This is a genomic window from Burkholderia sp. Bp9099 (assembly GCF_003857805.1).
GTDB lineage: Bacteria > Pseudomonadota > Gammaproteobacteria > Burkholderiales > Burkholderiaceae > Burkholderia.
In genome coordinates this window covers 127,592-152,242 of the sequence record NZ_QTPU01000009.1, presented here as the reverse complement: position 1 = coordinate 152,242, position 24,651 = coordinate 127,592, and the positions used below count along the sequence as shown (strand labels likewise).

Here is a 24,651-nt window from a genome sequence, read left to right as displayed (position 1 = left end):
CGCCCGTGCGGCGCGTCGGTTTCAACCGGTTTTCTTGATGCTCGCGGGCTGCGGCCGCTCGATCATCGGCGGCACCGCCTGCACGAGCGCGTCGATCACGCAGCGCGTCTTGCGCGGCAGGTAGCGCGTTTTCGGCCAGATCGCGTGAATGTCGCCTTCGCATACGAAGCAGCGATCGAGCACGACGACCATCTCGCCGCGCTTCACGTAATGATCGAGCAGCCAGCTCGGCAGCCACGCGATCCCGAACCCCGATGCGCCGGCCGCCGCGATCGCCTGCACGTCGTCGAAGCTGAGCTGGTGCGGCATGTCGATGCGCACCGTCGAGCCGTCCGGCGCGCGCAGGTCCCACGGCTGCGCGACGCCCGAGCGTGAGTATGCGATCGTCCGGTGGTTCCTCAGATCGTCGAGCGATTGCGGCATCCCGTAGCGCGCGAGATACGACGGCGCGGCGCCGAGGCTTCCGTATTGCGTGCCGAGCCGCCGCACCGCGAGGCTCGTGCTGTCCGCGAGCGAACCGATCCGCACCGCGAGGTCGATGCCTTCCTCGACCAGGTCGACGAAGCGGTCGGTGATCGACACGTCGATCCGCAGGTGCGGATAGGTGCGCGCGAGATCGAGCACGATCGGCGTCACGCAGTGATGCCCGAACGCGAGCGGCACGCTCAGCCGCAGCTTGCCGCGCGCTTCGTTGCGGCCGCAATCGAGATCGGCTTCGGCCGCTTCCAGCTCCGCCAGCGCGCGCACGCAGCGGTCGTAGTACGCCTGGCCGTCGTCGGTCAGGCTCTGGCTGCGCGTCGTGCGCTGCAGCAGCCGCGCGCCGAGCCGCTTCTCGAGCCGCGCGATCGCCTTGCCGACCGCCGAGCGCGTCATGTCGAGCCGTTCCGCGGCGAGCGCGAAGCTGCCGGATTCCACGACCTGGACGAAGGTCGTTACGCCGTCGAGTTTGTCGGTCATGGCGGGGCGTGCTGGGGTTGCCCTGATTGCGTCCTGTGATTCCCGAGTCCGGGGAAGTGGACGCGTCAATGGGGAGGGAAATTCTCACTATAGTACCGATTCCCGCTCAGCGTGCGTTGCCGGCCGCACGCGGCGCATCCTTCTCACCTGGAGGCGCACGGCCTGTCGAGGGCCGTCGCGCAATACGCATGACCCTATCCGACTCCCGCAGGAATGCGGTCGCGCTGGCGGCCGTCTGTCTCACGTCGCTGATGTTCGGCCTCGAGATCTCGAGCGTGCCGGTGATCCTGCCGACGCTCGAACGCGTGCTGCACGGCGACTTCAACGGCATGCAGTGGATCATGAACGCGTACACGATCGCGTGCACGACGGTGCTGATGGCGGCCGGCACGCTCGCCGACCGGTTCGGCCGCAAGCGCGTGTACGTGATCGGCACCGTGCTGTTCGGCGCGACCTCGCTGCTGTGCGGGCTCGCGCCGAACGTGCCGGTGCTGGTCGCGGGCCGGCTGCTGCAGGGCGCGAGCGGCGGCGCGATGCTGATCTGCCAGATCGCGGTGCTGTCGCATCAGTTCCGCGAAGGGCGCGAGCGTGGCCGCGCGTTCGGGATCTGGGGCATCGTGTTCGGGATCGGCCTCGGCTTCGGGCCGATCGTCGGCGGCGCGATCGTCGTAGCGGCGAGCTGGCCGTGGGTGTTTCTCGTGCATGCGCCGCTCGCGGCCGTCGCGCTCGTGCTGATCTGCGGCGCGGTGCAGGAGTCGCGCGATCCGCATGCGGGCACGCTCGACGTCGCGGGCATCGTCACGCTGTCGCTCGCGGTGCTCGGTCTCGCGTTCTATATCACGCAGAGCGCGGAGCTGGGGCTCACGAGTGCGGCCGGCCTCGGCGTGCTCGGCGCGACCGTGCTCGCGCTGGCCGGCTTCTTCGTCGCGGAGCGCACGAGCGCGCGGCCGATGTTCGACTTCTCCGTGTTCCGGATTCGCGCGTTCACCGGCGCGATCTTCGGCTCGATGGGGATGAACTTCAGCTTCTGGCCGTTCATGATCTACCTGCCGATCTGGTTCCAGGTCGCGCTCGGCTACGACAGCGTGATGGCCGGCCTCGCGCTGCTCGCGTACACGCTGCCGACGCTGGTCGCGCCGCCGTTCGGCGAGCGGCTCGCGCTGCGCTACGGGCCAGGCGTCGTGATTCCGGGCGGCCTGTTTACGATCGCGGCCGGCTTCGCGCTGATGCGGATCGGCAGCGGCGTCGAGCACGCGAGCTGGCTCACGATGCTGCCCGGCTGCGTGATCGCCGGCATCGGGCTCGGGCTCACCAACACGCCGGTCACGAACACGACGACGGGCGCGGTGCCGAGTTCGCGGGCCGGGATGGCGTCGGGCATCGACATGAGCGCGCGGATGATCTCGCTCGCGCTGAACATCGCGACGATGGGCTTCGTGCTGGTCGCGGGGATCGTCGCGAGCCTGAAGGCCGGCGTCGCGGGAGCGGTCGATGTGGAGGCGCTGCGCGCGCTGGCGCAGCAGATCGCGTCGGGCCGCACCGACGGGCTGCAGGCGATCGCGCCGGCGCTCGCCAAGGCCGACCCGAACGGTGCGGCGCTGCACGCGGCGCTCGTGCACGGCTTCGGCTGGGTGATGGTGTACGGCGCGGCCGGCGTGGCCGTGCTCGCGACGGCAAGCGCGGTGGCGTTCGCGCCGGCGCGGCGGGGGGTGACGGTGTGTGAATGACGCGTGCGCCGCGCGTCGGGTGACGCGTCGTTGCCGTGACGCGGCAACGAGCGTCATCATCGGCCGGTCGTGTTCCTCGCCGCGCGCGGGCATCGCGCCGATTCCCGTCCGTTCAGGTGCGTGCGCATCTTGTGCGATTGCCGCACGCGGTGTGGTGCGCGGCTGGTTCCGCGCGCTTACGCGCCGTCGCCGCGTGTGTCGATCCTGCGTTGCGTGTCCGCGTCGACGATCGCACGGATCGCGTTGAACAGCGGTGCCGCGTCGGTGTAGCGCCGGCCGTAGCCGAGATTGAACGCGTAGTCGAAGTCCGGCGGATTGCTGCCCTGGTTGTGCTGCAGGATCGTCTCGAGCTTGTCGAGTGCCTTCGCGGCGCGCGCTTCCGGTGATGCCGCCGCCTCGTATTCGTCCCACAGTGCGACGATCTCGTCGCGCAGCGCGCGATCGAGCCCGGCCGTCAGCGTGAGCAGGTCGTCGCGTTCGTGCGTGCTCTTGTCCGGATGCGCGGCCTGCTCGATCGCGGGGATGTCGCCGTGCAGCGCTTCGCCGAGATCGTGGACGACGCACAGTTTCAGCAGCTTCGTCGTGTCGACGTCGGGCAGCGCGTCGGCGAACACGAGCGCCATCAGGCACAGCCGCCAGCTGTGCTCGGCCGTGCTTTCGGCGCGCCCGCTCGACGTGTGGCCGCTGCGCAGCACGTCTTTCAGGCGTTCGGCTTCGCGCAGGAAATCGAGCCGCGCGTGGATCGTGTCGAGGTTCATGGCTGGTGGGAATGCTCGAATCGTGCCGTCAAGCGTACGCCGTGCGGCCGCGCTGCGTCCACGCATGAAATATGCGCGCCGCGCTCGTACCCCGCGACCGCCGCGCGTGCTATAGCGTTTCGACGAGGCGCGCGGCGGAGCCGTCCGACAGCGTCATCCGCGTCCATCGGCAGGTGCTGCCGCGGATCGGCACGACGCGCGACGCATTGGCGCCGGTTGCGAATTCGACGCTCGGCGGCCCCGCGTGATCGTGCCAGCCGAGCGGTTCGAGCGCGGCTTCCATGCGGACGATCTCCGGCGACGCATAGCGCCACAGCGACGTGCCGAGCAGCGTCGGCAGCGGCCGCGAGAACTCGGCCGCGCGCGACGGCGAGCACGCGAGCAGACGGTGCGTGAGGTCACACACGAGATGCATGCGCGCCGTGCTGCTCGCGATCAGCCGCGCGAGCGCGTGGTCGCCCGCCGAATCGAGACGCGCGGCAAGCAGCCGCTCGGCCGTCGCGCGCTCGTCCGGCGACATCTGCTGGATGCCGGCTTCCCAGCGCGAGATCGTCGATTGGGCGACGCCGAACAACTCGGCAGCATGGCTCTGCTTCACGCGATGCAGCGTGCGCCAACGCTTGAGTTGCGGGCCGAGCGGCGGGGTGTGAAGCGGTGAGGCGGGCATGTTCGTATTCCGTTCGGGATGCGGGCCGCGCAGGCGCCGCGTTGCGCAATGGATGAATGGGGCCGTCATTTCCGGGATGCCTGGATTACGACGAACCCGATCGGAACGCGCGTCGTCCGCCAAGGGCGGGTGTGCCGTCGGCGGTGATCGGTGTGCGCTGTATCGTGAGATCCAGACCTGCGATCGCCATCGTGACATGCCGAGCTTAGATCGTGTACGGCTGATCGAGCAACGGTGCGGCCATCCCGGACGGTACGTCGAAACCTTCGGCGGAATAGCAGCCGCAACCCCGCCAATCGCGCCGTCTCTATCGACACGCCCGGCGTCCGGCTCCGCCGGCAATGTTTTCGCCAGGCTTTCAACCGGCTCCGCCATATCTTATTATTCGGCGAAAGCGGAGCGCGCCGGCCGTGACTGGACATGTCGACGCATGACGCGCCGGTCAGCATTGCCACCGTCCGACTTCCGCATCGCACGATGCATGATCGGCACGACCGGAGGCGCGTGATCTGCGCGTATCCCGAAAAAATCAATACGAGGGCGCCATGGTACGACTGGTGTTGCTGCTGCTGGGCATCGAATATCTGCGAACGCGCTGGCGTGGACTGACCGTGCTGGGCTGGCTGTGGGTCGTCGCGGGCGTCGGCATCTTCGTCGACGCACTCGACGGCGCGCTGCATTTTCCGATCGAACTGTTCGCGTGGCTGTTCCTGATCGAGGGGCTCGCGACGCTCGCGGTGGCCGGCAGCGGCGTCGGCGGGCAGCGCATCCTGCGCTACGTGAAGGGCATCGCGGTCGTGGTGGCCGCCGCGCTCGTGTTCGCGGGCCATCATCACGGACACTTCCTGCTGTCGATGATCTTCGGCACGCTGTTTCTCGTCGACGGGCTGCTGCAGTGCACGTCCGCGTGGATGGTGCGTTACCGGCGCTGGCACGTCGCATTCGCGTGGGGCGTCGTCGAGATCCTGCTCGCGATCTTCTTCTACCAGCCGTATCCGACTCACTATGTGGGCACCGTGCCGTACTGCCTCGGCTTGCTGCTGATGTTCGGCGGCATGCACATGCTGAGCCTCGCCGCGCGCGTGCGGCGGCTGACGCGCAACCCCGCGTTCGTCACGTCGCCGGCGCCGGCGATCGTGCCTGACATCGACACGGCTGCCGACCTCCCGCGCTTCACGCAATCCGAATGGGACGGCCCGCCGGCCGACCACGAGCACGCGCTGACCGTGCACGTGTGGACGCCGACCGGCACGTCGAAGGCCGAAGCGCAGCGCTATCCGGTGATCGACCGCTACATCGCGGCGGTGGACGTCAACGGCGTGATCTCCACCGGCCATGCGGCGCTGGAGTCGCCCGAGGGTATCTACATCAGCCTGTATCCGGCCGTCGAGATCGATCGTTCTCCCGATGAATTCACACGGATCCTGCGCGCGACGCGCGAGAACGACGTGCCCGGGCTGTTCCAGCCCGACTATGCGACCGAGTCGAAGGCGTGGTGTCCGTCGACCGTGCGCGTGCGGATCCGCAACTACGATCCGGCGAAGCTGGCCGCGTTCTGGTCGTCGTATCGGCAGACGGTCACGTACAACCTCACGCACCGCAACTGTTCGAGCACCGTGTCGAACGCGCTCGAAGCGGCGCTCGACGGCGCGGTGTGGCGGCTCAAGGGCACGCGGGCCGGGTGGGGCGCATTCGTGCGGCTGCTGCTCACGCCCGAGCTGTGGGTCGCCGCGCAGATCCGCAAGCGCGCGGTGACGATGGCCTGGACGCCCGGGCTCACGCTCGACTATGCGCGCGCGCTCAGCATGCTCGCCGATCCGCGTCCGTTCGCGTGGTGGAAGGTCGCGCGCTCGGCCGTGCAGGCGATCATCGCGTCGCGCCGCGCGTGGCGCGAGCAGGACAGCGCGGCGATGTCGTCCGGCGGATCGGAGGCCGCGTCGGTGAAATGATCGCGTGGCGCCGGACGAGGGCCGGCGCGTGAGCATCGGCGTGTGACAGATTCTCGCGCTCGAAGGCGCGGATTCGGCCGCGCGTGCGCGCATGCAGCTTGGCAGCAGCGAGCCGTGAGCAGGGGCATGCTGTCCGCGAGTTCGATGCTTTGCCCATTCCGATCGCGACGCGATAGGGCCTGCCCGGCCGGCAGGCCGTCATCGTGGGGATGCTCCGTTGCAGGGCGAGCCGGCGTCTCCGGCGGAGAAGGGCGCGTATTGGTACCGGTGCCGGCGCTGACAAGGGTGGCGTTCGACTACGAATTCCTTCGTCCACCTTCATATTGATGCCACGTTGCGCGAGCAACAATCGCGGGCAGACATTCGACAACCTTGTGGCGCATCCCGCGACCGCAAGCCTTTTCCGAGGAAACGCCATGCTCAAGACGCTCGCCCGCGCCGCGGCCGCAATCGCCGTCGCATCCGCCTCGCTGCACGCCGTCGCGCAGACCAGCTACGACTACCTGCTGCTCGCTGCTTCGTGGGAACCCGGCTTCTGCGCGTCGCACGACACGCCGGAGTGTACGAACCTCGCCGGCACGTACGCGGCGACGAGCCTGTCGCTGCATGGTCTCTGGCCGAACCGGTACGACGGCAACCAGCCGTTCTACTGCGGCGTGCCGCAGAGCGACGTCGATCTCGACAACGCGCACCAGTGGTGCAGCATGGATGCGTATCCGGTCAGCACCGCGACCCGCAGCACGCTGTCGACCTACATGCCGGGCGTGGCGTCGTGCCTCGACAAGCACGAATGGTTCAAGCACGGCACCTGCTCGAACTCGGCGTCGCCGGATGCGTACTGGAACCAGGCGGCCGGCATGATCAGCCGGCTCGGCAACACGTCGTTCAACGCGTTCCTGCAGGCCAACGCGGGCAAGACGGTGACGCGCAACCAGCTGCTGTCCGCGTTCGAAGGCGCGTTCGGCAGCAATACGCGCAGCGCGGTGTCGCTGAAGTGCACGAAGACCAATGGCGTCAGCTATTTCACGGAAGCGTGGATCGCGGTCAAGACGAACGCGACCGCGCAGTTTCCGAGCGCGGCGTCGCTCGTGACGGACGGGAATACGCAGGGGACGTGCCCGACGTCGGGCGTGTATATCGCGAAGTAACGCGCGAAGTTGCGCACGGCGTAATGCGCGAGGCGCCGGCCGGAAGCGTTCCGGCCGGCGTGGCGTGGATATCGTGCGCCTAAGCGAGCAGCCGCAGCGCGTCCGCGAGCGACAGCACCGTCGTGCGCGTCTCGAACGCCGTCGCGAACAGATGCTCGTGCACGACTTCATCCGGGTCGTAGCAGCAGTCCTTCACCGTATACAGCCGGAAATCCGCGTCGCTGGCGTGTGCGACCGACGACAGCACGACGCCGGTCGACGCAATCCCGACCAGGATCAGCGTATCGATACCCCGCGCGATGAGCCGCGCCTGCAGGTCGGTGCGGAAGAACACGCTCGCGCGATGCGCGATAGTCAGCGGCTCGCTGTCTAGCCGGCCGAGCTCCGGGCACGGGCCGTCGTCGACGAATAGGCCGAGTTGCTTGATCCCTTGCCCGTTCTTGTTGCGGGGGCTGACTTCCGGATAGCCGGGGCTGAAGCGGAGATTCGCGAAGCAGACGTGGACACCGCTCGCCCGGGCTGCATCGCACAGCTTGCGCGTATTGGCGAGCAGGGTGGGGGCGACTGACGGAAAGAGGCCGAGGATGTCGGTCTGGTAGTGCATCACGATCAGCGCGGTTTGTGCCGGAACGATCGAGGGTATCGGCGCGTGCGTGCTGCCTTCCGCACCTGCATGGCGAGTCGTCGCGAGATCTGAAGCGTGTTCCGGTTGCATGACTGATGCTCTCCCATGAGCCACTTCGGTGTTTTCAGAAAATCGACCGCTCCGTATACGTCGTCAACCATTCCGGCGCGAGCGTGTTGGAACTCCGGCAATATAAACCGACATTTCATCTTGGTGCAGACCGGCCGAGCTGGCGAGTGCGGTACCGCCCTGGACGACCGGGTTCGTTCAGCTCTGGACATCGGGTCGGCGATACTGAAATGCCGGCAATCTGGCAAACTTCGCGAAACACCGACATTTGGAGAACGGTGGTGTCCATCAATGTACGCGGCACGGAAGGCTACGCGGAGCATGCACATTCGCTCATCGAGCAATGGCAGGACATCTCGTTCGAGGAACATCATCGGCCCATGCTGCATCTCGTTCCCGCGCGCCCGTCTTGCATTCTCGATGTTGGAGCCGGTATCGGAACCGATGCGGCTGCATTCGCGGCGATGGGGCATTCGGTCGTAGCCGTCGAACCGGTGGATGCGTTGCGCGTTGCGGGAATCAGGCGGCATTCGTCTCCGGGGATCGAATGGCTGGACGATAGCCTGCCGGATCTCGCGATCTTGCGTACGAGGCGAAGAGCATTTGACTTCGTGATGCTGTCGGCCGTCTGGATGCACCTTGATGAAGACGAACGTCGTCGGGCGATGCCGAACGTCAGCGCTCTCCTGTGCGACGGCGCGGTGCTGGTCGTGTCCTTGCGTTACGGACCGGTTCCGGAAGGACGACGGATGTTCGACGTCTCAGCGGAAGAAACCATGCAGCTCGCAAATGCTCATGGCTTGCGCAATGTGCTGAATGTCCAGACCGAATCCGTACAGCGTGGAAATCGGCGTGCGGGTGTGATGTGGAGCCGATTGGCATTCGTCAAAGGCGGCGCACGGGGTTAGATTCGGTCGAAGGTCGGGCCCGGGATGCTTCGGTAAGCGCGCGTATGGAGCGATCAGCGCCGGTTCTCGAAGAGAGCGGTGGCAGTAAGGGGTTGGTCTCTGCCTGATATGTGCGACTGCTGCAGAGACGCACGCGCTATAAAGATCCAACCTCGACGCCGAGGATTGCCCGACGACGTTCTGTCAAAATATCCGCCCAATCCTTCGGATCGAGCGCGGAATGGAACTCAGACAACTACGCTATTTTCTCAGTGTCGTCGAACACGGAAGCATGGGCAAGGCAGCGCTGGAACTCGGCGTGGTGACCTCGGCACTGAGTCAGCAGATCAGCCGTCTCGAAGGCGAACTGTCCACGCGCTTGCTGCAACGCACCTCGGCGGGCGTCGTTCCGACCGATGCAGGTCTGGCGTTCTGGCGTCAGGCGCAACTCGCGCTGCGGCATATCGACGATGCCGCGCTTGCCGCACGCTCGGCCCGTCTGTCGGGCCATGTCAGCGTCGGCATGGCGCCGAGCACGGCGAGCGTGCTGGGTGTCGCATTCATGCAGGCCATGCGCTCGCGCTATCCCGATGTACGGTTGCACATGGTCGAAAGTCTCTCCGGCTATCTTGCGTCCATGTTGAGCGCGCGTCAGATCGATCTCGCCGTGCTGTTCCATGAGGAGTCCGCGCAACGATGGAGCGTGCTGCCGCTGCTGGACGAGCGGCTGTTCCTGATCGGCGCGGGCGATCTCGATGGCATGCCGACGAGCGCGTCCGTCCGGCTGAAAAATCTTGGCAGGCTTCCGCTGATTCTCCCCAGCGGCACGCACGGGCTGCGTTCGCTGCTGTTATCGGCGTTCAGGCGCGCCGAGTACGAGCCGAACATCGTCGCCGAAGTCGACGGCCTTGCGCTCCTGATGGACTTCGTCCGCACCGGCATCGGCGCGACGATACAACCGGGCGCGGCGCTCGCAAGGCCCGAGAACGTGATACTGACGAGCGTGCCCGTCGCTGAAAAATACGCCACGCGGCCCAACATGCTCGCCAGCATCTCCGATGACGAACTGTCTCCCGCCGGTCTCGCTGCGCGCGTGGTGCTCGCCGATGTCGCCCGTCGACTGGTGCAGGAAGGCCGCTGGCCCGGTGCGCGGCTGCGGGAACCTCAGCCTTCACAAAAAGTGAAGACCCGTTGACGGCTGGCTGGTAGCGACGCGGGCACGAGACCTTTACGATTTGTCCAAAAGGAGGCAAGTCTGATGGTCGATGTGCTCGTAATCGGAGGAGGCAATGCCGCGCTGTGTGCCGCATTGATGGCGCGCGAAGCGGGCGCCTCGGTCCTGCTTCTCGAATCCGCGCCGCGCGAATGGCGCGGCGGCAACTCGCAACACACGCGCAATCTGCGCTGCATGCACGATGCGCCGCAAGACGTTCTCGTCGACGCCTATCCGGAAGAGGAATTCTGGCAGGACCTGTTGAAAGTCACCGGTGGCATCACGAACGAGCATCTCGCGCGGCTGACGATCCGCGCGTCGTCGTCGTGCCGGCCGTGGATGCAGAAGCATGGGGTGCGCTTCCAGCCGCCGCTGTCCGGTGCGCTGCACGTGGCACGCACCAACGCGTTCTTCATGGGCGGCGGCAAGGCGCTCGTCAACGCGTATTACCGCAGCGCCGAAGCGCTCGGCGTCGATATCCGCTATGAAACGCCCGTTGATTCGCTTGAACTCGACGGCAGTCTCTTCATCGCGGCGCGCAGCGGCAGCCAGCGCTTCGAGGCGCGCGCTTGCGTGCTGGCGGCAGGCGGTTTTGAATCGAATCGCGAATGGCTGCGCGAAGCGTGGGGGCAAAACGAGCGCGGCGAATGGCCCGCCGACAACTTCCTGATTCGCGGCACGCGCTTCAACAAGGGCGTGCTCATCAAGCATATGGCCGACGCTGGTGCGGACATGATTGGCGATCCGTCCCAGTCGCATTGCGTCGCCATCGATGCACGCGCGCCGCTGTATGACGGCGGAATCTGCACACGCATCGACTGCGTGTCGCTGGGCGTCGTGGTGAATCGTGACGCCGAGCGCTTCTACGACGAAGGCGAGGATTTCTGGCCGAAGCGCTATGCAATCTGGGGACGGCTCGTTGCGCATCAGCCGGGGCAGATCGGCTATTCGATCATCGACTCGAAAGCAATCGGCCGCTTCATGCCGCCGGTGTTTCCGGGCGCACAGGCCGACACGCTGCCGGAACTCGCGCGCAAGCTCGGGCTGCCGGAGGCGCGCTTCATGGAAACGCTCACGCGCTACAACGATACGTGCCGCGACGGCACCTTCGACCACACCGCGCTCGACGACTGCCACACCGAAGGCCTCGCGCCGCCCAAGACACACTGGGCCCGCCGCATCGAGACACCGCCGTTCTACGGTTACGCGTTGCGGCCAGGCATCACGTTCACGTATCTCGGACTCAAGACCAATGACCGCGCGCAGGTTCACTTCGGCGGCAACGCCAGTGAAAACCTGTTCGTCGCCGGCGAAATGATGGCCGGCAACGTGCTCGGCAAGGGCTATACGGCGGGCGTCGGCATGTCGATCGGCACGGCCTTCGGGCGCATTGCCGGGACGCAGGCCGCACGCGCCGCGCTCAAGACAACGGAGGCAACCAGTGCAGCAGTCTGACCCGCTCGCGCCCGAACGCGCGCGCACGGCGTGCTCGGTCGATACGAAAAAAACTCCACACGGCAGCACGGCGCGCGTGATCCCCATCGTACACATGAGCGCCGGCGAAACCGAAGTGGCACGGCAGATGCAGATCTGCAACGCCTGCCGCTATTGCGAAGGCTTCTGCGCGGTGTTCCCGGCCATGACGCGCCGCCTGGAATTCGGCAAGGCGGACGTCAACTATCTGGCGAATCTCTGCCACAACTGCGGCGCGTGCTATCACGCGTGCCAATACGCGCCGCCGCACGAATTCGGCGTGAACGTGCCGAAAGCGATGGCCGAAGTCCGGCTCGAAACCTACACCGAATACGCGTTTCCTGCGTCGTTCGGCGCGCTGTACAAGCGAAACGGCCTGACTTTGTCGGTTGCATTGGCGGCCGGAATCGCGCTGTTTCTGCTGCTCGGTACGGCATTGCGCGGCGGCTTGTCGGGCGATGTCGCGCCGGCGAACTTCTACGCGATCTTCCCGCACGGCCTGCTCGCGGCGATGTTCGGCATCGTTTTCCTGTTCGCCATTCTTGCGCTCGGTCTCGGCGTCACGCGCTTCTGGCGCGACGTGTCGGCAGGAACGGCGAGCGCGAGCGCGCCAGCCGTCGCGGAAGCGGCCAGGAACGCGCTGACGCTCAAGTACCTGGACGGCGGCCACGGCGACGGCTGCAACGAAGAGGACGATGCCTTCACGCTGGCGCGGCGTCGCTTCCATCACCTGACGTTCTACGGCTTCATGCTGTGCTTTGCGGCAACCGCAGTCGCGACGCTCTATCACTATGCATTCGGTCTGGAAGCGCCGTATCCGTTTCTGAGCGTGCCGGTGCTGATGGGAACGGCGGGCGGCATCGGGCTGATTGCGGGGCCGGCGGGACTGCTGTGGCTGAACCTGAAACGCGTTCCGGAGCGGGGCGATCCCCGTCAGCGTCCGATGGACCGCGGCTTCATCGCGCTCCTGCTTCTGACGAGCGCATCCGGTCTCGCGCTGCTCGCGCTCCGCACGACCTCGGCGATGCCGTCGCTGCTCGCGATTCATCTCGGCATCGTGATGGCGCTGTTCGCCACGCTGCCTTACGGCAAGTTCGCGCACGGCATCTTCCGCTCGGCGGCATTGCTCAAATCGTCGCTAGAGAAGCGGCAACGCAGCACGCTGAACCTCGGTTCGGATTAGCAGACACCAGGGCGCGTGGGCGCCCATCATCATAGACAAGAAGCAGGAGACGCAATGAACCGCACAGAATCGATCGCTGCCACGCCCGGCATTTCGCCCATGACGAGGGCCGCCGCCGTGTTGCGCGTGACCAGCGGCAATTTCATCGAACAGTTCGATTTCTTTCTGTTCGGCTTCTACGCGACCTCGATCGCGAAGATCTTTTTCCCGTCCACCAGCGAGTTCGCGTCTCTGATGCTCACCTTCGCTGTGTTCGGCGCGGGCTTCCTGATGCGTCCGCTCGGCGCGATCTTTCTCGGCGCGTATATCGACAAGGTCGGGCGGCGCACCGGGCTGATCGTTACGCTGTCGATCATGGCGAGCGGCACCGTTCTGATTGCCTGCGTGCCGGGGTACGCGACCATCGGCCTGGTCGCGCCAGCGCTCGTGCTGCTCGGGCGTCTGTTGCAGGGCTTCTCGGCGGGCGCGGAACTGGGCGGCGTGTCGGTCTATCTCGCGGAAATGGCGACGCCCGGCAACAAGGGTTTTTACACGAGTTGGCAGTCGGCGAGCCAGCAGGTCGCCATCGTCGTGGCGGCGGCCATCGGTTACGGATTGAACCAGTGGCTGTCCGCGCAGCAGATCGCTGCATGGGGGTGGCGCGTGCCGTTCTTCATCGGTTGCGCGATCGTGCCGTTCCTGTTCGTGCTGCGCCGCTCGCTGCAGGAGACCGCGGCGTTCGAAGCGCGGCGGCATCATCCGCAGGCGCGCGAGATTTTTGCGATGCTGCTCGGCAATTGGCGCACCGTCATCGGCGGCATGCTGCTGACGGCGATGACTACCACCACCTTCTATCTCATCACCGTGTATACGCCGACCTTCGGGAAGTCGGTGCTGAAGCTGTCCACCTCCGACAGCCTGATGGTGACGCTGCTCGTGGCTGCGTCGAATTTCGTCTGGCTGCCGATCGGCGGCACGATTTCCGACCGCATTGGCCGCAAACCGCTGTTACTCGCCATTTCCGCGCTGACGATCTTCACGGCTTATCCGGCGCTGTCCTGGCTCGCCGATGCACCGAGCTTCGCGCGCATGCTGATCGTGCTGCTGTGGTTCTCGTTCTTCTTCGGCATGTATAACGGCGCGATGGTCGCCGCGCTCACCGAAGTGATGCCGGTCGAAGTGCGCGTCGCGGGCTTCTCGCTGGCGTTCAGTCTCGCGACGGCGCTGTTCGGCGGCTTTACGCCGGCCGTATCGACGTATCTGATTCAGGTCTTGCATGACAAGGCCGCACCCGGCTACTGGCTGAGCTTCGCTGCGCTCTGCGGCTTTTGCGCGACGCTCGGGCTGTACCGTCGCCGCGCGGGCGGCAATGCGTCGGCGGCATCGTCGGCCTGAGGGCGATTACAGCGGCGCGTTTCCGTCACCCCGGCTTCGCGCCGGGCTTGCGCTTTTTCAGCGGCGACAAGAGGGGCGATGCGGTCCAGCTTGCGCAGCAGCGCAGGCCACTCCGCTTTGCCGCAGGAGCGGCGGGTCTGTGGTTGACAGGCTCGTGTGTCCGGCGCGCAGATCATGGGCCGAAGGCTATTCGACTGACCGACGAGTGGGCTTTTCGGCAAGGGGAGCGGATTCAACCGGCAACGGACCGCCGGGGAGGTATCCAACGGCGTTCGATTCGGCCATTACGAGTCATGCACGACCGGCACCCGCATTGGCGCTTGAGTACCGGTGTGACGCCTGCGGCGATACGCACGAAACTTGTTCCGCGATTTGCCGCGCCCGGTTGCTTTCTTCACTGTGCTCGCAATGCGGCAAAATGAGTGTCCTGTTGCCGGGCGGCCCCGATGAGTGGCGCACTGGAAGACGTGCCCCCGCTCACGGTGCCTTTGCTCCGGTCGACCGGTGGCGCGAGGCGGTGTGTTGCACCGTCCGGAATCGCGGCATCTGCCCGGGTGCGGCCCGTGCGATGATGTGCCATGACCGACATGAGAGATGGAATGACGACTACCTTCGACGAGGCGACAACGGCGGCAATCGCCGCGTTTGCGCAATTGGATTTCTACACGGCTGTGCAAGCGATGCGCGCCGAGGCCGATTACGACCGCGAACTGGACCAGTGGATCTCGCGCTATATCGACGAGCACGGCGGCGGCGCGGACGATGCCGCATACGACGCCCTGCACGCGCAGGCGCAGGCAACCCCGGAATATGCGCAGTTCGTCGATGCGGTTCGCCGGGAAATCCTGGAATACTTCGGCGTGACCGACGATCAACTGGACTGGATGGTCGTGCTGCGCAATGACGACAGCGATGAGCTTTGGGCGGAAGTCAACCGGCAGCGCAGCGCGCTGGGAACCGGTGAAGTGCGCGGAGATCTCTGACCATTGCTTGCCGTTGGGGGCGCAGGTCGGGCTGGGTGCTGGAGCCAGGTCAGTCACGTGGTGCGCCCGGCTTTCGGTCGCTGCAATCGATCCGCGGAGGGAGGACAAGCGATCGGATGTTCGGAACGAGTGACCGTTGTGCTCAGCGGACGGCGGATATTCGATCGGGAGATCGAGGCTAACGCGCATTGGCCCGGGACGAACTGCGGAACACGAGTCGTCAAGCAAGCGCTTGACGGTGACGTTCGCAAGCACCTCTAGGAACGGAAGCTCTCCAGCGTGTGCTGACCGTCGCACAGGAGGCGCACCTCTCGGCGGGCTGCATTCCTGCCATCGAACGGGTCGAATCAATCGAGAACACCGCTCGGCTGGAGTCGCGAGAAAAGGCGGTATATATCAGGAAATAATCGCACGGCGAGGATGATCGTTCGCTATGCTGCCTGCGACAACGCACCTACTCCAGCCGATATACATGAGCACGACTGCGCGGACCATTCTCAAAGCCATTCTGAGCATCCCCATTGCCTTTGGGCTCGCCTATCCCCTTATCTATCCCGCTGAAGGCGGAGGCGTTCTCGGCGAAATGGAGATGCTTGGGCCGATCGGTGGCATCGTCGTCATCGCGGTTTTCCTGGCGCTGGTCTATGCCTACGCGAGCGACCTCAGGACCACCCTGAAATCGGTCAACCGAGGATCGCGTGCGGCCGAACCCAACAGCGTCTGGCTCATGTTCCTCTTGCCATACAACTTCATCGAGGACTTCTTCATTATTTCCAACGTCGCGAAGTCCCTGGAAGCGGAGTCTCGTATCAATCCGGCTCTGTCGGGTTTGCGCTCGTTCGGCCGGATCAGCGGCATCGGGTGGTGTCTTGCCCAGGTTCTTTCGCTGATACCCAATACCATTGGCACCGTCGCCGGCGGAGTTGCGGTTCTCCTCTGGATTTGGCACTGGGTGTTCGTGCGCCGAGCCAACAGGATGCTCGCCGGCAGTCAGGTCTCCGTGGCTGCTCTACCTGGACGAACAGAATCGTAGCCCTCGTTGGAAGCCGGATCGCGTACCGCACCGCTTTGGGCGAATAGGATGGGCGGGAGTCGTGGTGCACGGCGGGGAGTTACGAAGCAAACCCGCTCCCGAGAACAAGAGTTATGCATCTTTCAAACTTGCGCGAAATCGCAAGATGTCCGACAGGCCACAGCTCGTATACGTCGTGGCGCGGCCCCTGGTTACTTACGTCGTGTTGACCACAGTCTGGCTGAGGCGCGCGCCTTCAAGGCCGGAGTCTGCCGGATCAAAACCTGTCAACGTCGATCACCGCCTGCGCAAACGCTCGCGGCGCCTCCTGCGAGTTGCTGTCCTAATGACCGAGTGTGGCCATCATTCCGGACGAATAGCGCTCGCCAGCTGCAGCGCCGAACGGAGCGGCCGCATCCAGGGCGTTCATCTCGTCCTGGGTCAGCGTGATATCGACGGCGGCGACGTTCTCTTCGAGATACCTGATGCGTCGCGTTCCCGGAATGGGCACCGTTCCGGTACTCGTCACCCATGCAAGGGCGAGCTGAGACGGCATGACGCCCTTTGCTTCAGCGATCTCGGTGATGCGGTCGACCAACAGTAGATTGGACTGGAGGTTCTCTCCCAGGAAGCGCGGATCGAACCGGCGGAAGTCGGTCGGATGCAGGTTATCCAGATGCTTCAGCGCACCGGTCAAGAAGCCTCGGCCGAGCGGCGAGTAGGAGACAAAACCGATTCCCAGCTCTCGGACGGTCGCCAGCACATCGTTGTGCTCGACGCCACGCTCGAACAGCGAATATTCCATTTGGACGGCCGTGAGCGGATGAACCGCGTGGGCTTTCCGGATCGTCTTTGCCGATGCCTCGGAAAGGCCGAGGTAGCGGATCTTGCCTTCGTGCACGAGGTCGGCTAGCGCGCCGATCGTCACTTCGATCGGCGTTGCCGGATCGATGCGATGCAGGTAGACGAGGTCGATGACGTCGGTCCTCAGGCGTCGCAGCGATCCTTCGACCGACTTTCGGATATGCGACGGATCGCCCGTGACCAAGGGCTTCTCACCTTCCATGGCGAGCTTGCCGTGCTCGGTGTAGCGAAATCCTGCCTTGGTCGACAGGATGACCTTGTCGCGCTTGCCTATGAAGGCCTTGCCGAGAAGCTCCTCGTTCATGAATGGGCCGTAGACCTCCGCCGTATCAAAGAACGTCACACCGAGGTCGAGGGCGCGCATGAGGGTTGCAAGGCTTTCCTGCTCGTCGCTGGGCCCGTAGGTAGTGCTCATTCCCATGCACCCAAGGCCTTGCGCGCTGACCGCCATGCCTTGGCTCCCGAGTGATACCGTTCGCATGTTTTTTCTCCTGGCTACGTTGCCATAGTGGTTGGTGATAAGGCGCGACTGGTTGTCCCGAGTCGCATCGAATTTGCTCAATCCAGCGTCACGCCCGTCAGTTGTTCGCTGAGCTGCCACAAACGGCCGGCGGAGACGGGGTCGATGGCACGGGGCCTGACGCCGTGCATTTCAGGGCTCCCGTCGCTGGGAAGCGCGATGGCGATGTCGCAATCGGCGCAGTAGACGCCGCCCATGCCGGCTAGTTGAGGGCTCGTCGCGCACCACACGGAGGTGGCCGCCCCCTGTTCGGGCGTCTTCTTGTTGTTTTCCGGATCAATGACCGGCTTGCCCTCGGCATCGAAGATCCGGCTCGCTTCGATCTCGGAGGGCAGCATGTGGCGCGCTAGCGGGGTGGCAATGCCACCGGGATGGACGGCGAATGCGCGCACGTTCCAGTGCCGGCCGATTGAATCCAGCGCGACGGCGAACAAGGCGTTCGCGGTTTTGGCCTGGCCGTAGGCTATCCATCGGTCGTACTCACGACGCTCGAAATGAGGGTCGCGAAAATCGATGCCGGCGCGGCGATGTCCGTAGGAGCTGAGCGCTACGACGCGAGCCCCCTCCGCGCGCACGAGTGCGGGCCATAGCCGGCAGGTGAGTTGGAAATGGCCGAGGTGGTTGGCCGCGAACTGCATTTCGTAGCCGCGCGCATCGCGTGTCAGCGGTGCGGCCATGACTCCAGCGTTGTTGACAAGAATGTCCAGCGTGTCCGTCAGCGACAGTACGCGACTGGCGAATCTGTCTATCGCTGCAGGCTCCAGCAAGTCCATCGCTTCCACGATGACGTCAGGCATGGTCGCGAGGGCTGCTTCGGCCTGGGCTGTATCGCGGGCCGGCACGATGACCCTGGCGCCTGCGGAACGAAATGCACGGACGGTCTCGATTCCGATACCTGAAGCGCCGCCGGTTACCACGACGGTCTTGCCCGTAAGATTGATGCCACGGATCACCTCGTCGGCGGTCGAGGCGGGGCCGAAGCCTGAACCGATTGGTTTTTGAGGCGTGTGCGTCATACGGTTTCCTCGTTCAATTCTGCGTTTGGGACGCTCCATTGAATCGCAGCGACCGTTCGCGGCGGTAGCGCAATGCCGCCAATCTCTTGCACAATCCTGTCAATTGGTGTTTCCGGAGCGGGTGCAATGCCCTGAGGTGTTTGGAGGCAGGCTTGGACCACTTGTACGAACTTCGCGCGCTGGTCGAGCGCCATGGCGGGGAAGGCCCGACTGAAACCGCCGTTGGCGGGCTGACGCTTTATGTCGAGACGGATCTTTCGGTGGTCACCTACGTGGTCCACCGGCCGGTTTTGGCCCTAATCCTCGGAGGGGCAAAGCGGACGGTGCTCGGAGGCCGGCTATTCGACATCGTGCCGGGCGACTACGTAGCCGTGTCCGTGGACCTGCCAGCGACAGGGCAGGTCACCCAGGCGCCATACTCCGCCGTCACGCTGGACCTGGACTTGGGCATGCTCGCGAGCTTGATCGCCGAGCCAATGGCGCCACAGGGCGGCGCCGCCGGCGTGGAGGTCAACCACGCTGGGCCCGATTTGCTTGATGCGATGTGGAGATTGGTCAGGTTGCTCGACCGGCCGGAGGACATTGCAGTCCTTGCGCCCATGATCCGGCGCGAGGTGTTCTGGCGGATTCTGCAAAGCCCGTGTGGCCCCATGGTCCGCCAGATTGCCATGGCGGACAGCCGCCTCTCGCAGGTGAGTCGTGCCATCACATGGCTGCGCACCAATTTTTCGGAGTCGGTGCGGGTCGAACGCCTGGCCGCGTTGGCAGGGATGAGCCCAGTATCTTTCCACCGCCATTTCAAGGCGGCAACCGCCATGAGCCCGCTTCAATATCAAAAGCAAATCCGCCTCCAGACCGCTCGCGCCCGGCTTTTAGCGCAACAAGGAGATGTCGCAGGCGTCGGCTTTAGCGTGGGCTATGAAAGCCCGAGTCAATTCAGCCGTGAATATGCACGCCAATTCGGAGTGTCTCCCGCGCGTGACATGGCCCGTTTCCACGGGGCAGGAGAGCGCGCCCATTGCGTTGCAGACTAGCGATGCCGTTTCTCTCGTTCGACTTTCCCCCACGGGGCGTGCGGCCCGCAACGGACACCCGTCAATAATCAAATTTGCAACGTATGGAATGACGGTCCGCGGACTCCAACAATGCGGCGCGATCTTCGCCGTCGGACCGGGTTCGGCCAGTCGTGGATGTCGGCGGGTTCTATCGCATCGACATTCGAATGTCGCCTGCGCCGAGGTGACGGGCTTTCGCGCGCATTCCATGTCCGGAGATGCTGAAATTTCCAGACAGTCGCCGACCGTGGTCAAAGGCTGGCCGGGGCCGTCATCCGATGTCCGCGCGCCAGAGCACGGAACGATCGCGCTCCCGCAGCCTGAATGCCCGAACATGGCGGACGCATGTTCGGGATGCGCCTTCAACGCATCGCCGGCGTGGCGCCTGCCCGATTTCCGTCATCCCGGTCCCACGGCGGCACGCCACCGAACGCATCGACCAGGAAATCGATCATGACGCGCACTCTGGCGCTCAAGTGTCGGCGGCTCGGGTAGACAGCAAGTATGTCGATCTCGGGTAGACGATACTCAGGCAACACGTGAACGAGTTTGCCTGCACGCAGATCGTCGTTGATCAGGAACGTGGGTTGCCAGATCAGCCCTTGCCCGGCGAGCGCTGCCGAGCGCGCCGTATCGCCGTTATTGGTATGCATATGGCAGTCGACCCTCACAGGATGGGTCTTGCCGTTACCATCGATCAGTTCCCATTCGTCGCCAGTGGCCGCATATGTGTACCCGATGCAGCGATGCTCGACCAGGTCCGTCAGCGCGGTCGGATGTCCGAAGCGGGCCAGATAGGCCGGCGACGCACACAAGATGTTTTGCGATGTCGCCAGCTTGCGTGCCGCGTGGTTGGTCGAGCCGGCGCGCGAGATGCGAATGGCGAGATCGTAGCCCTCGTCGACGATATCGACGACGCGGTCGATCAGCCCGATGTCGAGTTCGATTCGCGGATATTTCTGCATGAAGCCGGGCCATAGCGGCGCCAGATACAGAATGCCGAAGCTCACGGGCGCATTGATGCGCAGTCGTCCACGTGGTTCGACCGACGCGGATGACACAAGCCCCTCCGTCTCCGCAACCTCGTCGAGGATGGACTTGCAGCGGGCGTAGAGTGTCTCGCCGCCCTCCGTCAGGGACAGCGTGCGTGACGTGCGATTCAGGAGGCGCGTGCCGAGGTGCGCTTCCAGTTCATGCACGTACCGCGTGACGTTGGCCGGCGACGTGCCGAGCGCTTCCGCCGCGCGCGCGAAGCCGCCACGGCTCACCACCGTCACGAAAACCTCGAAGGCGCGAAGGCGATCCATACCAATCCTCGATCATTCACAAAAACTTAATGATAGGACCATTTTTTATGCCTTTCTGCAATCAAGACTGAAGCCTATATTGCTCTCACGGGCCAACGCATCGGGCGCTGGCCGACGCAGCGGATCAGGAGATTGGAAATGCAACGTTTGACAGGAAAAGTCGCCATCGTGACGGGTGCCAGCGCAGGTATTGGCCGCGCCACTGCAAAGCTGTTCGCGAAGGAAGGCGCCAAGGTGGTCATTGCGGCGCGGCGCGCCGCGGAACTCGAAGCGCTCGCGGCGGAGATCGCCAGCGAAGGCGGCGAAGCCGCGTATCTGGCCGGCGACGTACAGTCGGAGGACTTCGCGAAAGCGCTGGTCGCGCTTGCAGTGAGCCGCTTCGGCCGTCTGGACATCGCCTATAACAACGCAGGTACGCTCGGCGAGATGGGCCCGACCACCGGTATTTCCGAAGCAGGCTGGAACGCCGCGCTGGCGACCAATCTGACCAGTGCCTTCCTGGGCGCGAAGCACCAGATTCCCGAAATGCTGAAGCAAGGCGGCGGATCGATCATCTTCACGTCGACCTTCGTCGGTTACTCGTTCGCGTTTCCCGGCACGGCGGCCTACGCGGCGAGCAAGGCCGGGCTGATCGGCTTGACGCAGGCACTCGCCGCGGAGTACGGCGCGCAAGGCGTGCGGGTCAACGCGGTGTTGCCGGGTGCCGTGGACACGGAGATGTATCGCGGCATGAACGACACTCAAGAATCGCAGGCGTTCGTGACCGGACTGCATGCGCTCAAGCGCGTGGCAAAGCCGGAAGAACTGGCGCGTTCAGTGCTTTATCTCGCATCCGACGATTCGTCCTTTGTCACCGGCACTGCCTCGCTGGTCGATGGCGGCGCATCGATTACGCGTACGTAAACCTGTTGGCGACATCCAGTCGTTCGAGACTCGATGTCGTCACGTCTACTTTGTCCACGGAAAAAGGAATCACTCATGAACCTGAATCTGACAGGCAAACTCGCACTGGTGAGCGGCAGCACAGCCGGCATTGGCCTCGCTATCGCCAGCACGCTGGCCCAGGAAGGCGCTCGTGTGATCGTGAACGGACGCTCCCGGTCATCTGTCGATGACGTAGTCGCGCAACTGAAAGCGGATACCGGCGGCGATGTGGCTGGATTTGCGGGCGACCTGAGTACGGCCGAAGCGGCCGACGAACTGGCGCAACGCTATCCGGGTGTGGAAATCCTGATCAATAACCTCGGCATCTTCGAGCCCAAGCCATTCGAAGAGATTCCTGACGCGGACTGGAAGCGTTTCTTCGAGGTCAACGTCCTGAGTGGCGTACGCCTCGCCCGGCTGTTTCTGCCGGCAATGAAGCAGGCCGACTGGGGGCGCATCATTTTCATTTCGAGCGAAAGCGGGGTGCAGATTCCGGCCGAAATGATCCACTACGGGGTGACGAAGACCGCGCAGATCGCGGTTGCGCGCGGGCTGGCCGAAGCCGTTGCCGGCACGGGTATCACGGTCAACAGCATCCTGCCGGGGCCGACGAAATCGCGCGGCGTGGGCGAATTCGTCGAGACGCTCGCGAAGGCCGACGGCAAATCGTTTGAAGCGTTCGAAAAGGAATTCTTCGAGAAGGTCCGTCCCACATCGCTCATCAAGCGATTCGGTTCGCCGCAGGAAGTGGCGTCCCTCGTGGCGTATATCGCCAGCCCGCTTTCGTCGGCGACGACCGGCGCTGCGTTGCGAGCCGACGGGGGCGTGATAAAGAGCGCCTTCTAGCTGCGTGGCCGGATTTGCGCCGGCCTATCCGAATCTTGCTCGCTCAATGTTCCGATGCGATCGGTTGTCGCGCTCGATTCATGACGGGTGCGATGTCCGGTTTCGGGCGTTGCGAGCGTGTCCTCCGGGTCGATTGCTGCCCGAGAACGAATTCCCGATTCAACGTGCCGGTGTGTGCCGAATCGATCGTCACATTGCGAAGAATGCGTTGCGCGTGAATTCTGTGCGTCAAAAAATCGACCTTTCCGTATAAGTCGTCAACCACTCCAGCGCCAACGTCCCCGCCAGCGAGTTCCCGTTCGCATCGAGCCCCGGCGCCCACACGCACACGGCCATCTCCCCCGGCAGCACCGCGACGATCCCGCCGCCGACACCGCTCTTGGCAGGCAAGCCGACGCGATATACGAAGTCGCCCGCCGCGTCATAGGTGCCGCAGGTCAGCATCAGCGCCGACAGCCGCTTCGCCGAACTCGCGTCGACGACCCGCTCGCCGGTAACGGGCGCGACGCCCCCGTTCGCAAGAAACAGCGCGGCCTGCGCCAGCTCGACGCAGTTCATCGTGATCGCGCACTGGCGACAATACGCGTCGACCACCGTATCGGGCGGCATCTGCATGTTGCCGAAGCTCGCCATGAAATGCGCCATCGCGCGGTTGCGTTCCGCGTGCTGCAGTTCCGACAGCGCGACGCGCGAATCGTAGTCGAGGTCGGTCGCGCCGATCAGCCGCCGCACGAACTCGACGAGCGCCGTCTCGGCCCTGACGAAGCGGCGGCACAGCACGTCGGTGACGACCAGCGCGCCGGCGTTGATGAACGGGTTGCGCGGCTTGCCGCGCTCGCTTTCGAGCTGAACGAGCGAATTGAACGCGGTGCCCGACGGCTCGCGGCCGACCCGTTCCCACAGCGCGTCGCCCAGCAACTGGAACGCGAGCGTGCACGCGAACAGCTTCGAGATGCTCTGGATCGAGAAGCGCTCCCGCGCGTCGCCGACCGTGTAAACGTTTCCGTCCAGCGTCACGACGGCCATCCCGAACTTGTCGGCGGGCACCTTCGCGAGCTCGGGAATGTAGTCGGCGACGCGTCCCTGGCCGATCCAGGGGGCGAGTTCGGTATGGATGCGTTCGAGGATCGGCTGATAGTTCATCGCGTGCGAGGCAGGGCGGGCGGCCCGGTTTCCAAAGAGCCCGTATGGAACCGTTTCGGCGCCGGTTCGTCAAGCGCGGCAGCAATCGCGCCCTTATTTATCGGTCGGGCAAACAGGCGAGCGGTGGGCGCAGTATCATGCGGTACGTTTCGACCGATGGCCGGCAGCCGGCGCAAGCCTGCCGCCGCCGCGGTCTCCCCGTACGATCCGACCGTTGCCCATGCCCTTTCGCATCCTGCTCGTCGAAGACGACACCCGCCTGTCCACGCTGATCGCCGGCTACCTGCGCAAGAACGACTATGAAGTCGACACTGTGCTGCATGGTGACGCCGCCGTGCCGGCGATCCTGTCCACGCGCCCGGATCTCGTCATTCTCGACGTGAACCTGCCGGGCAAGGACGGGTTCGAGATCTGCCGCGAGGCACGCAAGCAATACGACGGCGTGATCATCATGGTGACGGCGCGCGACGAGCCGTTCGACGAACTGCTCGGCCTCGAATTCGGCGCCGACGACTACGTGCACAAGCCGGTCGAGCCGCGCATCCTGCTCGCGCGGATCAAGGCGCAGCTGCGCCGCGTGCCCGCGCGCGCGGCCGAGGGCGCCGCGTCGCAGCCGGAGCGCTACACGTTCGGCCAGTTCTCGATCGACCGCACCGACCGCTCGGTCGTGCTGCCCGGCGGCGGCTCGCCCGACCTCACGTCGGCCGAGTTCGACCTGCTGTGGGTGCTGGTGTGCCGTGCGGGGGAGGTCGTCAGCCGCGACGACCTGATGCTGCAGCTGCGCGGGGTCGAATTCGACGGCCTCGACCGCACGATCGACGGGCGCATCTCGAAGCTGCGCCGCAAGCTGCACGACGATGCAGGCAACCCGCAGCGGATCAAGACGATCCGCAGCAAGGGTTACCAGTTCAGCAAGCATGCGTGGGAATGACGCCACCCTGGCGCGACGCC

22 protein-coding genes are annotated in these 24,651 nt (G+C 64.9%); 14 read left to right on the top strand and 8 right to left on the bottom strand.

Annotated elements, in window-relative coordinates:
* Positions 1–21: 21 nt before the first annotated feature.
* Positions 22–957, bottom strand: coding sequence for a LysR family transcriptional regulator (locus DIE17_RS12405; protein WP_124523266.1), 936 nt, complete (start codon positions 955–957; stop codon positions 22–24).
* A gap of 188 nt (positions 958–1,145) precedes the next feature.
* On the opposite strand from DIE17_RS12405, the gene DIE17_RS12400 reads away from it, so the two are divergent.
* The gene (locus DIE17_RS12400; RefSeq protein WP_124523265.1) at positions 1,146–2,684 is read left to right on the top strand and encodes an MFS transporter; all 1,539 of its coding nucleotides are present in this window, start codon (positions 1,146–1,148) and stop codon (positions 2,682–2,684) included.
* Between the two features lie 176 nt (positions 2,685–2,860).
* Here the strand turns inward: DIE17_RS12400 and DIE17_RS12395 are convergent, their stop codons facing one another.
* Both DIE17_RS12395 and DIE17_RS12390 read right to left on the bottom strand, forming a co-directional pair.
* Entirely contained in the window at positions 2,861–3,442 is a 582-nt protein-coding gene (locus DIE17_RS12395; protein ID WP_124485288.1) for an HD domain-containing protein, read from the bottom strand.
* A 109-nt stretch (positions 3,443–3,551) separates the two neighbouring features.
* Positions 3,552–4,109: a helix-turn-helix transcriptional regulator gene (locus DIE17_RS12390; RefSeq protein ID WP_124523263.1), complete on the bottom strand. Its 558-nt coding sequence runs from the start codon at positions 4,107–4,109 to the stop codon at positions 3,552–3,554.
* Positions 4,110–4,654: 545 nt separating this feature from the next.
* On the opposite strand from DIE17_RS12390, the gene DIE17_RS12385 reads away from it, so the two are divergent.
* Both DIE17_RS12385 and DIE17_RS12380 read left to right on the top strand, forming a co-directional pair.
* Entirely contained in the window at positions 4,655–6,058 is a 1,404-nt protein-coding gene (locus DIE17_RS12385) for an HdeD family acid-resistance protein (RefSeq protein WP_124523983.1), read from the top strand.
* Between the two features lie 416 nt (positions 6,059–6,474).
* Positions 6,475–7,206, top strand: a complete 732-nt coding sequence (locus DIE17_RS12380; protein ID WP_124523259.1) for a ribonuclease T2 — start codon at positions 6,475–6,477, stop codon at positions 7,204–7,206.
* Positions 7,207–7,285: 79 nt separating this feature from the next.
* On the opposite strand, the gene DIE17_RS12375 is transcribed toward DIE17_RS12380, so the two are convergent.
* A complete protein-coding gene (locus DIE17_RS12375) occupies positions 7,286–7,921 on the bottom strand; it encodes an isochorismatase family cysteine hydrolase (protein ID WP_124523257.1) in 636 nt (211 codons plus the stop codon).
* A 260-nt stretch (positions 7,922–8,181) separates the two neighbouring features.
* Between DIE17_RS12375 and DIE17_RS12370 the strand changes: the two genes are divergently transcribed.
* The 7 genes from DIE17_RS12370 (at position 8,182) to DIE17_RS12335 (ending at position 16,046) form a co-directional block, all read left to right on the top strand.
* Complete coding sequence (locus DIE17_RS12370; protein ID WP_185735366.1) at positions 8,182–8,808, top strand: bifunctional 2-polyprenyl-6-hydroxyphenol methylase/3-demethylubiquinol 3-O-methyltransferase UbiG; 627 nt, start codon at positions 8,182–8,184, stop codon at positions 8,806–8,808.
* Positions 8,809–9,028: 220 nt separating this feature from the next.
* Positions 9,029–9,982 (top strand): LysR family transcriptional regulator, encoded by a 954-nt coding sequence (locus DIE17_RS12365; RefSeq protein WP_124523254.1) that lies wholly within the window; start codon positions 9,029–9,031, stop codon positions 9,980–9,982.
* 63 nt (positions 9,983–10,045) lie between these two features.
* Positions 10,046–11,455, top strand: coding sequence for an FAD-dependent tricarballylate dehydrogenase TcuA (gene tcuA, locus DIE17_RS12360; protein WP_124523252.1), 1,410 nt, complete (start codon positions 10,046–10,048; stop codon positions 11,453–11,455).
* Positions 11,442–12,656: a tricarballylate utilization 4Fe-4S protein TcuB gene (gene tcuB / locus DIE17_RS12355; protein ID WP_124523251.1), complete on the top strand. Its 1,215-nt coding sequence runs from the start codon at positions 11,442–11,444 to the stop codon at positions 12,654–12,656. The genes tcuA and tcuB overlap by 14 nt, the downstream gene beginning before the upstream one ends.
* Positions 12,657–12,710: 54 nt before the next feature.
* The gene (locus tag DIE17_RS12350; RefSeq protein WP_124523250.1) at positions 12,711–14,030 is read left to right on the top strand and encodes an MFS transporter; all 1,320 of its coding nucleotides are present in this window, start codon (positions 12,711–12,713) and stop codon (positions 14,028–14,030) included.
* A 599-nt stretch (positions 14,031–14,629) separates the two neighbouring features.
* On the top strand, positions 14,630–15,013 hold the full coding sequence (locus tag DIE17_RS12340) for an ATP-dependent protease (RefSeq protein WP_124523247.1): 384 nt from the start codon (positions 14,630–14,632) through the stop codon (positions 15,011–15,013).
* Between the two features lie 472 nt (positions 15,014–15,485).
* Complete coding sequence (locus tag DIE17_RS12335) at positions 15,486–16,046, top strand: hypothetical protein (RefSeq protein WP_124523245.1); 561 nt, start codon at positions 15,486–15,488, stop codon at positions 16,044–16,046.
* Between the two features lie 322 nt (positions 16,047–16,368).
* On the opposite strand, the gene DIE17_RS12330 is transcribed toward DIE17_RS12335, so the two are convergent.
* Together DIE17_RS12330 and DIE17_RS12325 are read right to left on the bottom strand one after the other, a co-directional pair.
* A complete protein-coding gene (locus tag DIE17_RS12330) occupies positions 16,369–17,340 on the bottom strand; it encodes an aldo/keto reductase (protein ID WP_260439227.1) in 972 nt (323 codons plus the stop codon).
* A 107-nt stretch (positions 17,341–17,447) separates the two neighbouring features.
* Positions 17,448–18,425, bottom strand: coding sequence for an oxidoreductase (locus DIE17_RS12325; protein ID WP_124523244.1), 978 nt, complete (start codon positions 18,423–18,425; stop codon positions 17,448–17,450).
* Positions 18,426–18,577: 152 nt separating this feature from the next.
* Here DIE17_RS12325 and DIE17_RS12320 point away from each other — a divergent pair, with 152 nt between their 5' ends.
* Positions 18,578–19,459, top strand: coding sequence for an AraC family transcriptional regulator (locus DIE17_RS12320; RefSeq protein WP_124523243.1), 882 nt, complete (start codon positions 18,578–18,580; stop codon positions 19,457–19,459).
* Positions 19,460–19,842: 383 nt separating this feature from the next.
* On the opposite strand, the gene DIE17_RS12315 is transcribed toward DIE17_RS12320, so the two are convergent.
* Entirely contained in the window at positions 19,843–20,787 is a 945-nt protein-coding gene (locus DIE17_RS12315; RefSeq protein WP_124523242.1) for a LysR family transcriptional regulator, read from the bottom strand.
* A gap of 138 nt (positions 20,788–20,925) precedes the next feature.
* Here DIE17_RS12315 and DIE17_RS12310 point away from each other — a divergent pair, with 138 nt between their 5' ends.
* On the top strand, positions 20,926–21,690 hold the full coding sequence (locus DIE17_RS12310; RefSeq protein ID WP_124485304.1) for an SDR family oxidoreductase: 765 nt from the start codon (positions 20,926–20,928) through the stop codon (positions 21,688–21,690).
* 75 nt (positions 21,691–21,765) lie between these two features.
* Positions 21,766–22,557 (top strand): SDR family NAD(P)-dependent oxidoreductase, encoded by a 792-nt coding sequence (locus DIE17_RS12305; RefSeq protein WP_124485305.1) that lies wholly within the window; start codon positions 21,766–21,768, stop codon positions 22,555–22,557.
* Positions 22,558–22,785: 228 nt separating this feature from the next.
* On the opposite strand, the gene DIE17_RS12300 is transcribed toward DIE17_RS12305, so the two are convergent.
* Entirely contained in the window at positions 22,786–23,700 is a 915-nt protein-coding gene (locus DIE17_RS12300; RefSeq protein WP_124523240.1) for a glutaminase, read from the bottom strand.
* A 220-nt stretch (positions 23,701–23,920) separates the two neighbouring features.
* On the opposite strand from DIE17_RS12300, the gene DIE17_RS12295 reads away from it, so the two are divergent.
* A complete protein-coding gene (locus tag DIE17_RS12295) occupies positions 23,921–24,631 on the top strand; it encodes a response regulator (protein ID WP_124485306.1) in 711 nt (236 codons plus the stop codon).
* The last annotated feature ends 20 nt before the right edge of the window (positions 24,632–24,651 follow it).